This is a genomic window from Bacillus sp. S14(2024), from assembly GCF_050473785.1.
Taxonomy (GTDB): Bacteria; Bacillota; Bacilli; order Bacillales; family Bacillaceae_G; genus Bacillus_A; species Bacillus_A yunxiaonensis.
Map to the genome: position 1 here is coordinate 1,856,880 of NZ_JBFLUP010000006.1, position 16,378 is coordinate 1,873,257.

The window sequence follows — 16,378 nt, forward strand, 5'->3', positions numbered from 1 at the left end:
ATAGAGTTTTCGGAATATATTCCAGGGGAAATAATATTTAATATTCGATGTTAATTTGCTTGAATTTTTTCGGATAAAGCGGGAGCTATTGGGGTTCTAGTTTTTGAAATTGAATGATTTCCTTTCCAATCTACTTGTGGTACGGAAGGAGATCCAGCATCAGCTTCATGCGCTACATGAATAAAAACAAATTTTTCCACACTTCATCTTCCTATATATGGTAAAATGTAACGAAAAGGAGATAAGTAAACATGGGCAAAGCAATCATGTTTTGCAGTTTAGTTGTATTCATGTTTCTAACTGCCAAAACATTGAGTTTTCTTGGTAGAAGAAAGTGGAGTTTGTTTGCAAAGGGTACATGGAAACAAGATTTTTATGTATGTATAGGTATAGCGTTAATGGCCACGTTACTTTTCTTTTAAAAATTACAGTAAATACAGTTTGTAGGACAAAATTGGATAATAGCTCTTTGCGGGGAGATTACTGTTTCCTTTTGGAGGTGGAGATACATAGATATCCTATTTATTTTAAGTATTTATGCGGTGTTCTTGTTCATGTTTGCAATACCAGTCGGTTTTTTTCTGCAATACTTCTTGTATAAGATTCCGTTCCTCAAATTTACAATCTGTATCTATCTTGTAGCGGGGATCTATTTTTTGATAAGGAAGTGGATTGTCGAATTCTCCCTACTTTCAGTGGCTATGGGTTCCTTCAGTGTTGGTTTATTGTTAGCGATATTTGTACAAAGAATCAACAGGAAAATTGAAAGTGAATTTCAAGAGGGAATAAACAAGCGTAGATGAAAGACAGATCTTCATTGACATAAACTTCTACTTTCGATCATGATTAATGCGCGTCTGCATCCAGGCAACTAGATAGATATGTGAGGCTCATTTACTTCCTCTATTTCGACACTGTTGCGGAATACAAAGGGATTTTATCCGCATGGGGTGAAATTGGTACATAAGATTAGGTATAAGGATGCCAGTTGGGGTGTTAGATAAGGTTCTTCAAAAGTATTCAAATTGCGTTTATTGTGAAAGTGTGAATTAGATAACTAAAGTTATTTGAATACAATGAGGATAACAAGAACTTTACATATAAGTAATGGTCTTTATTAAATAGGGACAGTAACAATTCCACTTATCGAAATGGATTTCTTTTAATGGTGTATGTTTGTACAGATACGTTTGAAGAAAAGGTGAGAATAATATGTTAGTAACACTATTTTTGTCACTGCCCATAGTTCTGAATGAACAATATTTTAAATAAAAATTTATTTTTACCTAAAAAGGAAGATGACGAGAGTCATCTTCCTTTTTCTTAATTGCAAATCATTTGCAATCGTCGCGCTTGTAGTAATCAGATATCTTTAGAGGGATCACAATCCCATATGTCAATATCAAAACAATTCACATTATGCTTTTTGACTATGAACAACTTTAGAATCTCTTAATGAAGAGTTTTGTCTCCCTGGTTTCACAAAAACCATGGCTATCATGCCTATTATGACTGCAATTGCAGCGGCAATAAACATTGCTTGATATCCATATTTGACAACAAGGCTGCCTGTTAAAGTTGGAGCAATGATCGTAGCGAGATTTGCAATGAAATGAGTTACGCCGCCAAATGTGCCTGCCTTATTTGGTTCAGTATCTAATACAACTGTCCAGTAAATCGAATTCGGTAAGTAATTGAATGCATTCCCTATGCACATTAAGGTGAGTACCATTGCAGGACTCTTGACAGTCGGAATGAGCATAAAACAGATAGCTGTACAAAATAAAGAAGCGACTGTAAACCAAGATCTTGCAAGACGCAGATTCCCCGTTTTTTCACGTATTTTATCTGAAATTTTCCCGCCTAATAATCCTGTGAAAATAGCACCAACCCATGGAATCATTCCTAAATAACCAAGCGAGGCTAATGAAAATCCAAATTCATCTTGCAAATATTTAGGAGTCCAGGTCAATAGTAAAATATTCACATATAAAAACGCAAAATACCCAATGGCATTCATGACTAAGGTAGGGTTTTTGAAAAAATGGTACCAAGGTGTATGTATTTGATGATTGTTTTCGAATTGACTTTCACCAACAAGTAAGCTATCCGTATTTCGAATTTCTTGCAGCTCTATTTCTGAAACCTTTGGATGGTTTTCAGGCAAATCCGTAAAGACTTTAGACCATACGATTGTCCATAGCAATCCTACTATACCTAAAATAATGAACGTGATCTTCCAGTTGGTAACAGAGAGAAGACCAACAACAATTGGTGCAGTAACGAGGGCACCTACTGGTGTTCCGATTAATCCAAGTGCTACAGCGAAGCCTTTTTCCTTTGGTGAAACCCAGTTAGCCATTGTTCGATTCATCGTTGAGAATGTAGGGCCTTCCGCAAAACCAAATAATACGCGAAACACAGCGAAACCAGCTAATGCTGAACCGCCAAATAGCGCAGCGCCTACTTGCCCAGCAAATATTGTTCCTAATTCAAAGATTGACCAGCTGGCACCAGCAAGAATCCACATAAATTTCGGTCCTTTTTTATCTGCAAGTGCTCCGCCAAATAAGGCACCAAAAATGTATCCATATCCAAAGTAGCCGAGAATTGCCCCCCAACTCACAGGATTTAAGTGAAATTCTTTTATAATTGCAGATTGTGCATATGAAAGTGCACCTCTATCTATATAATTAATAACAGTCATGAGAACGATCATTAAAATGATAAAATATCTATATTTATTCTTCATCATGTGCCCCCCTTATTTTCATTGATATGTTAGCACAGTATAGTAGATTTTTGATTTGTTATTCACATTGAAATGAAACAAGAAAGTAAAACAACAAATGATAAAATTTAATACCCTTTATGTAGTCCCAAAACAATAACTTCTTTTAAATTTTGTGTGCTTCATCCCAAAAGTGAAGTAGTGTGGTTATGATTTGTGATATTCCACAAAGTGTTGAACCTATAAGAAACTGAATCTTTTCTCACCGCTTTCTAAGTAAGCTAGAAAATTGAAAATATAACATGAATATCTAGATGTTCGTTTCGTTCTTTCACCTCCTTAACTATAAAAAATAAAATATTTAGAAAATACCGTCTTTTCTAATATTTTATCATATTTATGTAATTCATAAAAGCAATATAAAGATGTGTGCTGAAGATAGCACTGGCACTGTGAATATCACACGGTGTGGGTGTATCCACATGAATAACAATTCATATTTTTCCATTCATAAACATTTGAAACGCTTTCCGTAAAGAATAAATCGAAATACTTTTCAGAAGGATTCATTAAATCTCATATTGAATTTTAGCTAAGTACTTTTAAATCTACGGCTTGGGGAGTAGATTGTGAATCAAACTTCATTTGAAATACAAGGAGAACAAATTATACTAAGGAAATTTATTGAAAGGAGAGATGCATTCATGGAATTATCAAGGTCTCAACTATTGGCTTTGGAGCATATTACAAAGTATGCAAGGAACTATAAACATGACGCTAAAGCAACAATTCATCACATACTTAAAATGTCTAATATCTCGGATGAAATTTTTGAGAATGCTGTTGCTAACTTAAAGTCTCACGCAAAGATTGGTCTACATTTTCATCCAGATAGACCAGATTCGACTATGAAAAGCGTTGCTGAAGCACTGCTTGAGCAGGGAATATATAAGAGTCAGTTTGAAACATTTTTATCTAATGGCAGCGTCTCCGCCTACTCTGGTGGTGAACGAGACCTCTGGGAGAAAAGGATTTTTGGAGGAGCATATCAACTGGAGGGCACAACCAATAATCAACGGCCTAAATATGGGGCACTAAATTTGATGTTACATCCAGATGGGCCTGCTCCACGTTTTGGATCATGCTATTTTCTATTATCCCCTGAGGTTTCTCATCGTTCTACATACACGTATTTGGATTCGCATCAAGACCCAAAAGAAAAGGGGACTTATGAAGAGTTTGACATCATTTTGGCTGCTCTCTTGGAAGAGGCGTTCTTAAGAGATTTTGCAATTGGTGAAAGAAATCTGACGCCAGCAAGATTAATCAATCATTTATTGGTTAATCTAGAAAGGCCGTTTACGGACCTAGCAAACAAAGAGGCAAACCGCAATCTTAACCACTATATTGAAGCCCAGGTTCATGGGGATATTTCTCTTAAAGAAGATGTGGAAGTACTTGTTGCAGATCCTTCATTCAAGGACACTCAAGTAGGGAGAACTTTAGAGCAAATATGCCTTAAGTATTCTATTAATCTTAATTGGCATATGGGCTTTGTACTTATGGTAGAAGAGGTGCCTGCGGATTTTAGAGGTCCAACAATGCCTTCCTTGGCAAGACGCATTGCACGAAATGATTTTATTGATGCGAACATAATTGGATCTGCTGTAATGGGCTTGAAGCGCAATCCAGTATCTTGGAGCGATCGCGGAACTTATGAGGAGGTGCTTCAGGAATTAAAATTATTATGGCACGTTTTAGTGAGATATGGAAAGCCGAATCGGAAATTGAACTAGAGGGTGCGTAAGTTCAAGAAAACGTAGATAAGGACCAAAAAGTTGGTTCTTTTCTTTTTTGTGAAATATTAACAATAATCTTTAACAGAGCGAAACAAGAAAAATTTAGAATGAAATTTGTGTCTGTTAGAAAATCAGACGTTGATTTTATTTCACAATGAGTCATGTTTTTCTTATCTTTAGAAATGTTGCTAATTAATATATTTAAGCTTATATTATTTAAGTGAATATTTTTCTGAATATTTTTGTTTTTTTGTGTACATACCTTCTGACTTATTTATTGTTTGTTAAAGGAGCTATCTTATGGATTATAGAATTGTATTTTTTGATGTTGATGGAACTCTTACACACCATGAAAATGGTAGTATTTCAGATAGTACGAAAGAGGCTATAAAAGCACTGAAAAACAAAGGGTTAAGGGTGGTTGCAGCAACAGGAAGACCGTTATCTATGTGCGATGAAATAAGAAAATTAGGAGTAGATACGTTCATCACAGCAAATGGGGCTTATGTGAAGCATAATCAAGAAGTTCTTTATAAAGTACCAATGGATAAAAACATCATTCGAGAAGTGGTTGAATTTGCATATATCGAGAATAACGGGCTGTCATTCTTTACAGAAGATTTTAGTATGAACGGTGTAGAAGATAAAGAAATACTAGCAGCATTAAATGAAACGTTGTCATTGAATGCTTATCCAACTATAAATAAACATATTCATAATAAAGAGGTCTATTTGATGTGCTTGTATGCTACTGATGAAATGGTAGAGAAATACATTCACAAGTTCCCACATTTAACGTTTAGCAGATGGCATCCTTTTGTTTTAAATGTATTGCAAGAAGAAGTATCTAAATCTCTAGCTATCAAAAGTGTCTTACAGTATTTTGACATTGATCAATCAGAGGCTATTGCGTTTGGGGATGGAGGAAATGATATAGACATGTTGGAGTTAGTAGGACTTGGGATTGCTATGGGAAATGGCAATGAACAATTAAAAGCAGTTGCAGATTTTATCACGAAAAAGTCAGGTGAAGATGGAATCGACTTTGCTCTAAGAAAGTATGGGATTATTTAAGGGTTCATAAAGAACTGATATTTCATTTATGTTTGGAGTGATGTTTTACTGTTCATATTGTGCTAACCATTTGTTGAATATATCCATCACTTTGTGAATGATACCTAAATTGACCACCATGATTATAAAGCCTAAAATTGAATACAAGACAATAGTATCTAATGGGAATAACTGTACTATATGCTTAATGATGTAAATGCAGATAGGTAAACAAATAATGCTTGTAATAATAGCAGGGACATATCTTCGTATGATCAATGTTTGAAAGCAATGTATTACTAAGTGTAAAGTAAATGCAATAAACAAACCTAGCCATAAGCTATACCAATTCATTACATAGGAAAAAATTGTGATTATACTAATTAAAATAAATTCTTCTGCCACTCCAAGAGCGAAAGATGATGTTGTAATATTATCAAAATGAGGTAATAACCTTTTTGATAACGTAGGAAATCTTTCACATAAATAGCCTCTGTTTTTCCTTATCCATGGTTGTATGAAAATTATTTCTTCAAAATCGTGAAAAATAAAAAGTATTGGAAAAAGCCATACCATCACTTGTATCTCATTCATTGTCATCCCCCTAAAATTTTAACTTAATAAAAATGAAGCCTTTACTAAAGGCTTCATTTTTGTATCATAAGAAGTACATTTTTCCTAATACAAGGAGTATAAATATAGACACCCAAAAGGTAAGCATAAGTGTAGCTTTTTGTTTTAATTGATAAGCTCTTACTGCTTGAAGTACGGTCATTACAAATAGTAGAATCATTAAAATATTGGAGCTGATTGATTCAGTAATAAAACCATAAATAGAGACAACAAGAACAGCTACAGCACTTAATAATGACAAGGTTTGAATCAGTTTTGATATTGTCATCATATATCCCCTTTTTGATGAATGATTCCATAATATATATTCAATTAGACAAATCGATATCCCTAAAAGATATTTAACTCTTTGCCATGTTTTTTCATTGTTTCCATTATCAATATTCCGTCAATTATACTGGCATTTTTCATACCTTGTAATCTTATTAGGTCTCCGGGGTTACTTTCATCTGTCCTCAAAGCGTAGATGGACGAATTTTAGCATCTTTATAAGATCAACAATTCGTACCATTACGCGTGTGCTGCTTTCCCATTGTTTTTTTGTAGGTATTCCTTTAAAGAACGATTCACAGCTTAATACTTTTATTTTTGGTGACCACTTTTCCATAGATTTTGGATTATTGACGTAAAAGTACATCATGGCGCCTTTGTTGCCAGACTTTTTAACTGTGCGGTTTGAAAGTCCAAGCGCAAATTTAGATTCCGCGTCGAAATACAATTCGCCGCCAGGAAAGCGCTGTGCCATGGAGGAAAACATTTCTTTAAGTTGACTTTCCTGAAAGTAATAAAAAACTCCTGCTGAGACGAAGAGTATTCCATCATCCTTATTAAACTTAATGTCGTCAAACCATGAAATATCAAAAAAAGATTTGGCAATGCTGACATTTCTCGGTGAATCTGCTATTAGTGTTTTACGAAAAGCTATTGCATCGGGCAAATCGAGATTATACCAATTGATCGTCCCGTTGTCGATTCTTGAAAATGTGGTATCTAACCCAGAGCCGATGTTTACAATGGTAGCACGAGGATACTTAGTGATGAATCTGCGGATTGTGTCATCAATTTTACGAGCACGAACGATGTAGGTTATCCCGCCGTATTCACCAAAAGTTTTGGCTATATCGGCAAAGTCAAAATCACATCCTTTGATAATGTTAATAGCTTCCTTGTCATCCAAAATTTCTGGATTCTTCTCGCTGCCATTGGCACGTCCCCAAAGAGGGATGAGCATAGTACCTTGAACCGATTGTAAATCTATCATTTTTACCATAAAAATCCTCCGTTTCAAACTGCTGTATCAGAACTCCTGTTGTACTAGAAAATGAATCAATAATAGTGTTATTTGTGAAAATAAATTCAGTCTATTCTTACGTAAGGGATTTTGTGTTCGATTCCATGAATCGAGACACGTTCTCTTTACTTCATGATTAATTATCCTCGATCATTTTTGCTAGCATTTTATTTGTTTTATGCAACCCGTACAACAAGTCACGTCGATCTTCATCAGATAATTTTTCGAGATTATCCGTGAAATTGTTATATATTTGTTTCCATCGTTCATGTTGCACATCTTCTGCTTTTTTCGTTAGCGAAATTAAAATTGCTCGTTTATCTAAATCATCTTGTTTCTTTGTTATATAGCCATCTTTCTCCAGGTTACGCACTGTAACACTAAGTTGTTGCTTCGGTATATTTAAATTTTGAGAAATTGTTTTCAAATTTACAGGTTTACCTTGCTGGGAAACATACTCAACTACATGTTGTTCTATATGTGTAAATTCTGCTGATTTTTCGGATAATAATTTGAAAGTTCCAAACATATTCATCAACAGATTCAAGTATTCGTTTACTAAATCTTTATCCTCCATCATTTTTCTCCCTTCATCAATTTAGTAAATATTATATTACTATTTTTCGGTAAAATAAACGTTTTCTTCTGTTTATTGTAAATGATTGTTTACAAAACGAGGGGGGAATATAGTGAGTTGTTATGTTAATTCCACATGAATACAATATATTTTTTCTGTTTATTACATGATAAAATGGAATATAAAGGAATGAAATGGGGTGAGTAAGTAATGGAAGTGCTGGTAGAAGTGTTGAAATACGTTACATATATATTAGTCATATTTAGTGTTGTATTTGTTATCATACGTAGGAATTATCTATATCCGTCTAACTCTTTGCTTCTCTTTTTTGGATTGGGAGGTGCCATAGCATCAACAAGAGGGAACTCGATGTTTAATATGTTTTTTATGCTTCTCTGTGATACTGTTGTTTTCCTATCTGTCCTTTTTATCATGAAAGATATACGAAAGTTTCGTAACAAGACAGCTGAATAGAACTTGCTTTCAGATGAGAGAGTTGTTATACATGCTCTCATTTTTTGTTTAGTCTTATATTAGGGGTACATTTAACTAAATATCACATTTGTATGAGAGCTTACGCTTATCTAAGTTTATCGTGTAATTGTTAGTTCTTATGCAACAAAAAATAATTATCGTTTACTCCTTAAAATAGTAAAATCATATTTGGAGGTGGAATTATGAAAAAATTTAGTGTTTTGTCAATAGTCTTGATGTTTATAGGGCTATTATTATTCGGATTAAATTCGATAATAGATGGCTATTCTGAATCGATTGTCCTTTTTAGTTTTATTTCTTTTTTAGTTGGAATTGTACTAAGTTTTATAGCAGTTGCTAAAAGGGAAAAAGGAACATTAAAATTCATATCACTTATTTCTTTCTTCGTTGTGATGTTTTTAATTACTTGGTTTGAACCATTTCAGGTACTTCGAATTATTACTTGGCTAAAAAATGTTTCTTAACAGCGAACAAGTCGAAAGTATAAAAACGGGAAACCAAAATATAAGGGTTTCCCTCTAATTTACTCAATTATCAACATTAAAATTTAACAGGGCTATTTTTTAAAAAGAGAAGGGGAGGTAAAACGGAGTAAATCTATATTATTTTTTCTTAAAGTCTTCTAAAGGACTCTCATCGCTTAGTTCAACGAAGAAAGGAAAAAGGAATAAAAAGAGGCCGCGTAAAATTTCACTTGAAAAACGAAAGGTTTCGGCTGAAATATATTGTCTTTGATTACAATACGGACAATCTTTACCATCATTTTGGAAAAATAGAGACCATACATCTTTTGCTTTCCATCTCGCCTTACAATTTGTACAACGAGCCATAATACTCCTCCTATTCTATTAACCCATTTTTCAGATTACAATTCGTGTGGTTTCCAAAATATATTATTTAATTGTAAATAAAATAGAATATTTTGTTAACTGGATATATATAGTATATAACTAAAATCTCTTCTATTTAGTCTTACTTTTTGATAAGGGCGTGGATGATTGAGTTCTCTCATCTGGCTTCTTATGTTTCGATATCACCAAAATCGTGTAAGATAAGTTATGACTTTATAAAAAGCACGGCCGATTTTACTTGTCGGCCGTGCTTTTATATGTTTTGGTCTATATTCATTGTTGTTATTAATTTTGAATCAAAACAGGAAATTACCATTTTATGTAGAAAATGATAATTCTATAAATTGTCATATTATTTTGAAAGGAGGTGTACACTATGAAGTTCGGCAGTATTTTTATTGGAATGATTATTCCGTTTGCGGCTATTGTTGGTGTCTTACCATTTATTGCATCATCTAATATAAGCATCATGGGGTTCCCGATCGTTTATTTTTGGATTTTTCTATGGCTGCCGCTTACATCGCTTTGTCTTTGGTTATCTTGGATGTTGTATGATCGTCATAATCTGAAGGGGGATTTATAGAAAAGGGGGATACCATATGTCACTAATTATTTTTTCTGTTATCATACTTTCTACTATTCTGTATGCTGTATATTCAAGAGAGAAGAGTGAGCAACTCAGCGTAGAGCAATATTTAGTAGGAGGCCGAAAATTTAACGCTATATTGCTATTTTTCTTAGCTGTGGGTGAAATTTACGGTGTAGGTACTATTTTAGGATTTCCAGGTGGTGTATATGCAAAAGGGCCAAGTTATGGAATATGGTTTTTAGGATATATCCTGCTGGCTTATGCTGTCGGCTATTTCTTTGCACCTTTAATTTGGCGGGCAGGTAAGCAGTACGGTGCAATGACCATAGCGGATATTTTTAAAGGTCATTATTCGCATCGAGGTCTAGAATTGACTGTTACGATAACAGCACTCATTTTTTTAATTCCATGGGCTCAATTACAATTCGAAGGGCTGGTTGTTTCTTTAAATGCACTGGGGTTTCACTTATCAGCTCCTGTAGCGACTATTATCGCTGGAGTTATGGCTTATATATACATATCGGTATCAGGCGTGAAAGCACCGGCTATTATTTCTATCGTAAAAGATATTCTAATGTTTCTTGCTATTGTGATTGTAGGCGGAGCAGTTTTACACAAGGTTGGCAGTGTGTCCCACCTATTTGAAATGGCGAAACAACAGGGGGCTTTAGTCAAAGTTGATAAACCAATGGATATGAACTTTGCAATTTCAACTATCATTTTTCAAGCATTTGCATTTTATGCAGTTCCTCATGTTACAGGTGTGTTTTTTACTGGCCGTTCTGAACGAGCGGTAAAAAAAGCACAGATTGTCATGCCGCTCTATATGTTTATGTTTCCATTTTTAATCATCATCTCGTATTTTGCTCTGGCTACAATACCAAATCTAGACAAACCTAACAGTGCATTTATGGCTACGGCAATTTCTTTGCTGCCTCCATGGTTAATTGGCGTCATTGCAGCAGGAGCAGTGTTATCAGGCATTGTAGTGCTATCTATGATTAGCCTTGTCATTGGTGCTTTAGTTTCTCGTAATCTTATAAAGAATATATCGGAACAAGCGCAGCTAAAATCAATTAAAGGTGTAGTCATCTTATACTTACTGCTATCTATGGCCATAACGATTTTTGCCCCTAGCTTAATGATATCTCTTGTTAATACAGCTTATTATGGGTTTGGACAGATTCTTCCAGGATTTATCGGTGTTTTCTTTATTCGTAAACTTACTCCAATTGGAATTGCCGCAGGTATTCTTGCCGGAGATGTGGCGGTACTTGGAATGAGTATAGGGAAAATTAGTATTTACAATATAAATATCGGCCTTATTGCTCTTTTATTAAATGTAATCGTTGCATATGCAGTCAGTGTGTTATTTAAAAGTAATCCAATCTTCGTAGCTCCCATCACAAAACAAAAAAATTCTAGTCAGCCTTCAATTTCGTCACAAAAACATGTAGGGAGCTAATCTTAAATATATTTTTAAAATGATAGGAAGCTGATATAATGCAGCTTTTTATTTCAATTTAATTTTGTATTGGTGTATGCTTGATTTCCTAAAATATAATCCAATCAGAGAAATAATGATTAAGGCAACCATAACCGCTTTTTCTATTCCTCATAAAGACAGCACTCCATAGTAATATTTATTGATGGTAACAGTAACACTAATGATACTATACTACATGAATGTGCCTTCTTACATAATTTAAATTTGCAATCTATAATGCAAAGAGAAGACAAATTTTATTAAACGGAGGAAATGAACATGAAAGCAATTGGTTTATTAGAATATTTACCGATCGAAAATGAGAACAGTTTGATTGATATTGAATTACCAAGACCTATACCGAAAGGGAGAGACTTACTCGTTAAAATCCATGCCATTTCTGTTAATCCCGTTGATACAAAAGTTCGAGCGCCAAAAGATAAGAAAGAAGAAGAGCCGAAAATACTTGGATGGGATGCTAGTGGTGTTGTTGTAGAAGTTGGGGAAGATTGTACGCTGTTTCAACCGGGTGATGAAGTTTTCTATGCAGGGAGTATTACAAGACCTGGTACATATAGTGAATATCATGTAGTAGATGAAAGAATTGTTGGAACAAAACCGAAAAATTTAACTCACGCACAATCAGCTGCTGTACCTTTAACAGCTATTACAGCGTGGGAAGGAATGTTTGAACGTTTAGCAATTGATTTTAATAATAAGGAAAAGAACAAATCAAAAAATATTTTAATCATTGGCGGTGCAGGTGGTGTTGGTTCGATTGCGATACAATTAGCGAAATGGGCGGGTCTTAACGTCATTACAACAGCCTCTCGAAATGAAACGAAAGAGTGGGTTAAAAGCTTAGGTGCTGATTATGTGATCGATCACCATAAATCATTTGAAGAACAATTGTCACAGATTGAAATAGAAGAAGTCGATTACATTTTTTGCTTAAATAATACGGATCAACATTGGAACGGTATGGCAGAAGTAATCAAACCACAAGGGGGGATTTGTTCGATTGTAGAAAATGAGAAACCATTAGCATTAGGTTTATTAAAAAGTAAAAGTGCTACATTTGTTTGGGAATTCATGTTTACACGACCTATGTACTATACAGAAGATATGATTAACCAACACCTTTTATTAAATCAAGTTAGTGAATTGCTTGAGCAAAATACGATTAAAACAACATTAAACGAGACATTATCGCCAATTCACGCTGCTAATATTAGAAAAGCGCATGTGATGATTGAAACAGGAAGTACGATTGGGAAAATCGTATTAGAAACATTTTAAAACTATAAATGAATAGTGATATATGGAAAATGGAGCTGTATGTATTATAGCTCCATTTTTTAATGGATGAAAAATTATTATGTTTATCCTCTTCAAAAATAAATGGCCTGCTCTTTTCTAATTTCATAAGATTCCTCATATATATATTATTTCACAGAAAACATCTTGTAAGTAATATTGAATCGTTGTAGTAGAGTGAGTTGCTTCGCTTTCAAAATTTTTATGGCAGTAAGGAAGGAAAACGATGGAGCGGTGTAAAAGAGCGTTATAAGGGGTGCAATTTACATATATCAAGCGGGAGGGAATTGTATGTATATTTTTATTGGGATTGGAATTTTAATTGTGATCCTTGTTTTTTTATTAGCAGAAAAAATCGCTCCAAATTCAGTTATGATGGTAAGTTTTCAAGGGAAACAACTGGAAAAATTTCTTCTAGGACTTACGATTATTTCTATTTTTTGTATAGCTTACGGAATATATCATAAAATGACATACAAACTCCCGTTTATTGATATTACAGTAAACAATGAGAAACATACTGTTTTTGGAAACGTTGGAGAGTTAGGGTATTATTCGGATACATTGATTAAAAAAGGGCAAGAAACGCAAATGTATATAATACTTTGGAAAGATATTCACCCAGCAGATGTTCGAATGTTCATCAAGTATCCATCCGGAAAAGAAGAAGTTTGGGAGCCTAAAATGTCTTTGCTTACGGCTAGATCTATACAAGACTTGAATCAGAAATTTAAAGTAAAAGAAATTTATGAACTGTCTCCTTATACGTTTAAAGAAGCAGGGGATGTAAAGGTAACCATGAAAAACGGTACGAGTACGATTGGTAGTATGTCTATCAAAGTGAAAGAAGTAAAATGATGATCTGTGAATCAACTATGTATACAATTTGCTTTTTTATCTAGGACTTATTTTAAATAGTAGCAAGAATTCTGATGAAAAGGAGAAGAAAGAATGATTAAGGCTATGATTTTTGACTTAGATGGAACTCTATTAGATAGGGATTGTTCTCTTAAGCTCTTTATTAGAGATCAATATAAAAGGTACATTAATGAATTTAAGCATATACGTGAAGAACAATATGTAACGAGGTTCATTGAACTAGATCATAGAGGATACGTTTGGAAAGACAAAGTATATCAGCAATTACTCCAAGAATATTCTATTTCGAGTGTAACCTGGGAGCAATTATTAGAGGATTACATAACCAATTTTCAACATCATTGTACTCCTTTTCCTCATATGGAATATGTTTTACAAGAACTTAAAAATAGAGGACTATTATTAGGTATGATTACAAATGGATTTACTAAATTTCAGTTACTGAATATTCGAGCTCTAGAGATTGAGAAGTATATGGATATTATACTAGTGTCCGAGCAAGAGGGCCTAAAAAAGCCACAAGCTGAAATTTTCCTAAGGGCTTTAGAAAGATTAAGAGTCAGTCCTGAAGAAAGTGTATACGTAGGCGATCATCCGGAGAATGATGTAATAGGAGCTCGGAATATAGGAATGCATGCAATATGGAAGAAGGATACATTTTGGGGACAGCCATTTACAGATGAACATGTAATTGATGATTTACAAGAGTTGTTGTCTAAAATTAATGTGTTCCAAAGAGTTTAATAAAGCAATGGTATAGAAGAATACAAAAAACTAAAAATTGAACATGTAGATAAATAGTATTGGAGGAATTGGATTGCTCATAAGAGAGGCAACAGAAAAAGACGCAGAAGACATTTTATATATTCGAAAAAGCATTATCTCTCAAAATGAGTTTTTTCTTGCTACAAGCGAAGAATTTCATGTTGATATTGAAACGCAGAAAAAGAAAACAATTACAAATAGCCAACAGGGCGGTGTAACATTCGTTGCAGAAGACAGTGAACGTATTGTTGGTTTTTTAGTATTTACAAGAAACTCAATGAAGCGCTTAAATCATACCGGCTCATTTGGAATAGGGATTTTAGATAATTATCGTAATCAAGGTGTAGGAACAAAAATGCTTTTGCAATTAATAGATTGGGCAAAAACACAAGATGGCATAGAAAAAATTTGTTTAGGTGTTATATCAACAAATGAACGGGCGATAAACGTTTATGAAAAAATAGGTTTCAAAGAAGAAGGTAGAGAGAAAAAACAGATTAAATTTGAGAACGGACAATATGCAGATAATGTTATGATGGCATTGTATTTGCAATAACTCCAAAACGTAATAAAATTGCAGCGGATTTCTCCAATGCAATTTTTATTTTATGTTTAATTTGCTTTTACTTTAAAACTTAAGGAAGATCCCCCGTAGTTCATTACCGTTACCTATATACTATTGAAATAATACATCGTACTGGTAAGGATTTTTACTTATCAGCTTTTACTAAAAAGATAGAAATAAGGTAGATGATTAGAAGAATAATATATAAATTCCAAATACTTGGAATTGCAGCAATGCCTAAATAGATAGTAGCCGGTAACAGCCATGTGAAAAAAATACTCATTAAAATTAGCCTTCTCATCATTATTAATGCAACCAATGCTAAACAAGAAGGAAGTAATAGTATAATGAAAACACTAAAAATAGTTTGTTGATTGGGTGGTTCCGCAGTATAAGGGTTAAGATAAAGGAAAATTATCGAAAGCGAAAAAATACCTACAGACGAAATTCCTCCAGTATAATTACTGATACGATTTTTCACAACTATAATCACCTCTGCATAACAAATAGATTCCTTTTTTATCCTTACTAACTGTATCCGTATTATTTATAAAAGGTCTTTGAGGTCACATTTTTAGACTCATTGTATTACATTCCCTATGGTTATATTAACGTACGTTCTTTTTTAATAATACATTCCACTATACAAATATATATTCCTTTCGTTTTGTTATTAAGTGTTTTTAGAGGATACGCTTTATTATTATTTGAATTATCATGCAAATAAAAAGGGTTTTGATATAATAAATGAAAAACAGAATAAAGGAGAATTTCAATGAAATTCCCAACTCTAGAAACCGACCGTTTAAGTTTAGTTGAGATAGATCAATCATATATCCAAAGTATATATGATATTTTTTCACTTGAAGAGGTAACGCGTTACTATGGCATGAATTGTTTTAAAGAGATAGAACAGGCAGCTAAAATGATTGATTCTTTTGTGAAAAATTTTCAAGAAAAACGTGCGATTCGCTGGGGAATCGTTGTGAAGGAGACGAATGATTTTGTCGGTACAGTAGGTTTTAATAATTTACAACTTTGGAGTAAACGAGCTGAAATTGGTTACGATATTCATCCTTCTTTTTGGAGGAAAGGGTATGCATCTGAAGCTGTTAAAGCGGTTTTAAAATATGGTTTTCAAGAATTAGATTTATTTCGTATCGGAGCTATTACCTATCCTGAAAATGAGGCATCATCTCATTTATTATTGAAAATAGGTTTTCAGAAAGAAGGATTATTGAGAGGCTACATTTATCAAGGGAGCCAATCAAATGATGCTTTAGTTTATGCCATTTTGAAAACAGATTGGGAGGAAGAAGGTAACCTCTAATATTATTCCTTCTTGAA

The 16,378-nt window shown here is 33.7% G+C and carries 19 protein-coding genes; 11 read left to right on the top strand and 8 right to left on the bottom strand.

Annotated features, from left to right (window positions below; genetic code table 11):
* Positions 1 to 50 precede the first annotated feature (50 nt).
* Entirely contained in the window at positions 51 to 200 is a 150-nt protein-coding gene (locus tag AB1279_RS09845) for a hypothetical protein (RefSeq protein ID WP_429758584.1), read from the bottom strand.
* A 51-nt stretch (positions 201 to 251) separates the two neighbouring features.
* Between AB1279_RS09845 and AB1279_RS09850 the strand changes: the two genes are divergently transcribed.
* Positions 252 to 422, top strand: a complete 171-nt coding sequence (locus AB1279_RS09850) for a hypothetical protein (protein WP_429758585.1) — start codon at positions 252 to 254, stop codon at positions 420 to 422.
* Between the two features lie 995 nt (positions 423 to 1,417).
* Here the strand turns inward: AB1279_RS09850 and AB1279_RS09855 are convergent.
* The gene (locus AB1279_RS09855; RefSeq protein WP_429758586.1) at positions 1,418 to 2,752 is read right to left on the bottom strand and encodes an MFS transporter; all 1,335 of its coding nucleotides are present in this window, start codon (positions 2,750 to 2,752) and stop codon (positions 1,418 to 1,420) included.
* A 683-nt stretch (positions 2,753 to 3,435) separates the two neighbouring features.
* Between AB1279_RS09855 and AB1279_RS09860 the strand changes: the two genes are divergently transcribed.
* Positions 3,436 to 4,527, top strand: a complete 1,092-nt coding sequence (locus AB1279_RS09860; RefSeq protein ID WP_429761336.1) for a DUF3626 domain-containing protein — start codon at positions 3,436 to 3,438, stop codon at positions 4,525 to 4,527.
* A 303-nt stretch (positions 4,528 to 4,830) separates the two neighbouring features.
* On the top strand, positions 4,831 to 5,604 hold the full coding sequence (locus AB1279_RS09865; protein ID WP_429758587.1) for a Cof-type HAD-IIB family hydrolase: 774 nt from the start codon (positions 4,831 to 4,833) through the stop codon (positions 5,602 to 5,604).
* 45 nt (positions 5,605 to 5,649) lie between these two features.
* On the opposite strand, the gene AB1279_RS09870 is transcribed toward AB1279_RS09865, so the two are convergent.
* The 4 genes from AB1279_RS09870 to AB1279_RS09885 all read right to left on the bottom strand — a co-directional run bounded on the left by AB1279_RS09870 (position 5,650) and on the right by AB1279_RS09885 (position 8,105).
* The gene (locus AB1279_RS09870) at positions 5,650 to 6,177 is read right to left on the bottom strand and encodes an HXXEE domain-containing protein (RefSeq protein WP_429758588.1); all 528 of its coding nucleotides are present in this window, start codon (positions 6,175 to 6,177) and stop codon (positions 5,650 to 5,652) included.
* Between the two features lie 64 nt (positions 6,178 to 6,241).
* On the bottom strand, positions 6,242 to 6,484 hold the full coding sequence (locus AB1279_RS09875; RefSeq protein ID WP_429758589.1) for a hypothetical protein: 243 nt from the start codon (positions 6,482 to 6,484) through the stop codon (positions 6,242 to 6,244).
* 177 nt (positions 6,485 to 6,661) lie between these two features.
* Entirely contained in the window at positions 6,662 to 7,486 is an 825-nt protein-coding gene (locus AB1279_RS09880) for a class I SAM-dependent methyltransferase (RefSeq protein ID WP_429758590.1), read from the bottom strand.
* A gap of 157 nt (positions 7,487 to 7,643) precedes the next feature.
* The gene (locus AB1279_RS09885; protein WP_429761337.1) at positions 7,644 to 8,105 is read right to left on the bottom strand and encodes a MarR family winged helix-turn-helix transcriptional regulator; all 462 of its coding nucleotides are present in this window, start codon (positions 8,103 to 8,105) and stop codon (positions 7,644 to 7,646) included.
* Between the two features lie 656 nt (positions 8,106 to 8,761).
* Here AB1279_RS09885 and AB1279_RS09890 point away from each other — a divergent pair.
* Complete coding sequence (locus AB1279_RS09890; RefSeq protein ID WP_429758591.1) at positions 8,762 to 9,043, top strand: hypothetical protein; 282 nt, start codon at positions 8,762 to 8,764, stop codon at positions 9,041 to 9,043.
* 138 nt (positions 9,044 to 9,181) lie between these two features.
* Here the strand turns inward: AB1279_RS09890 and AB1279_RS09895 are convergent, their stop codons facing one another.
* Complete coding sequence (locus tag AB1279_RS09895) at positions 9,182 to 9,409, bottom strand: hypothetical protein (protein WP_429758592.1); 228 nt, start codon at positions 9,407 to 9,409, stop codon at positions 9,182 to 9,184.
* A 397-nt stretch (positions 9,410 to 9,806) separates the two neighbouring features.
* Between AB1279_RS09895 and AB1279_RS09900 the strand changes: the two genes are divergently transcribed.
* From AB1279_RS09900 to AB1279_RS09925, 6 genes are all read left to right on the top strand, one after another.
* Positions 9,807 to 10,013, top strand: coding sequence for a DUF3311 domain-containing protein (locus AB1279_RS09900; RefSeq protein WP_429758593.1), 207 nt, complete (start codon positions 9,807 to 9,809; stop codon positions 10,011 to 10,013).
* Positions 10,014 to 10,029: 16 nt separating this feature from the next.
* Positions 10,030 to 11,484, top strand: a complete 1,455-nt coding sequence (locus AB1279_RS09905) for a sodium:solute symporter family protein (RefSeq protein ID WP_429758594.1) — start codon at positions 10,030 to 10,032, stop codon at positions 11,482 to 11,484.
* A gap of 300 nt (positions 11,485 to 11,784) precedes the next feature.
* Positions 11,785 to 12,804: a zinc-binding alcohol dehydrogenase family protein gene (locus tag AB1279_RS09910; RefSeq protein ID WP_429758595.1), complete on the top strand. Its 1,020-nt coding sequence runs from the start codon at positions 11,785 to 11,787 to the stop codon at positions 12,802 to 12,804.
* A 309-nt stretch (positions 12,805 to 13,113) separates the two neighbouring features.
* Entirely contained in the window at positions 13,114 to 13,680 is a 567-nt protein-coding gene (locus AB1279_RS09915) for a hypothetical protein (protein ID WP_429758596.1), read from the top strand.
* 93 nt (positions 13,681 to 13,773) lie between these two features.
* Positions 13,774 to 14,445, top strand: coding sequence for an HAD family hydrolase (locus AB1279_RS09920; protein WP_429758597.1), 672 nt, complete (start codon positions 13,774 to 13,776; stop codon positions 14,443 to 14,445).
* Positions 14,446 to 14,518: 73 nt separating this feature from the next.
* Entirely contained in the window at positions 14,519 to 15,022 is a 504-nt protein-coding gene (locus AB1279_RS09925; protein ID WP_429758598.1) for an N-acetyltransferase family protein, read from the top strand.
* 154 nt (positions 15,023 to 15,176) lie between these two features.
* On the opposite strand, the gene AB1279_RS09930 is transcribed toward AB1279_RS09925, so the two are convergent.
* Entirely contained in the window at positions 15,177 to 15,512 is a 336-nt protein-coding gene (locus AB1279_RS09930; RefSeq protein WP_429758599.1) for a hypothetical protein, read from the bottom strand.
* Between the two features lie 294 nt (positions 15,513 to 15,806).
* Between AB1279_RS09930 and AB1279_RS09935 the strand changes: the two genes are divergently transcribed.
* Positions 15,807 to 16,361, top strand: a complete 555-nt coding sequence (locus AB1279_RS09935) for a GNAT family N-acetyltransferase (RefSeq protein ID WP_429758600.1) — start codon at positions 15,807 to 15,809, stop codon at positions 16,359 to 16,361.
* Positions 16,362 to 16,378 lie beyond the last annotated feature (17 nt).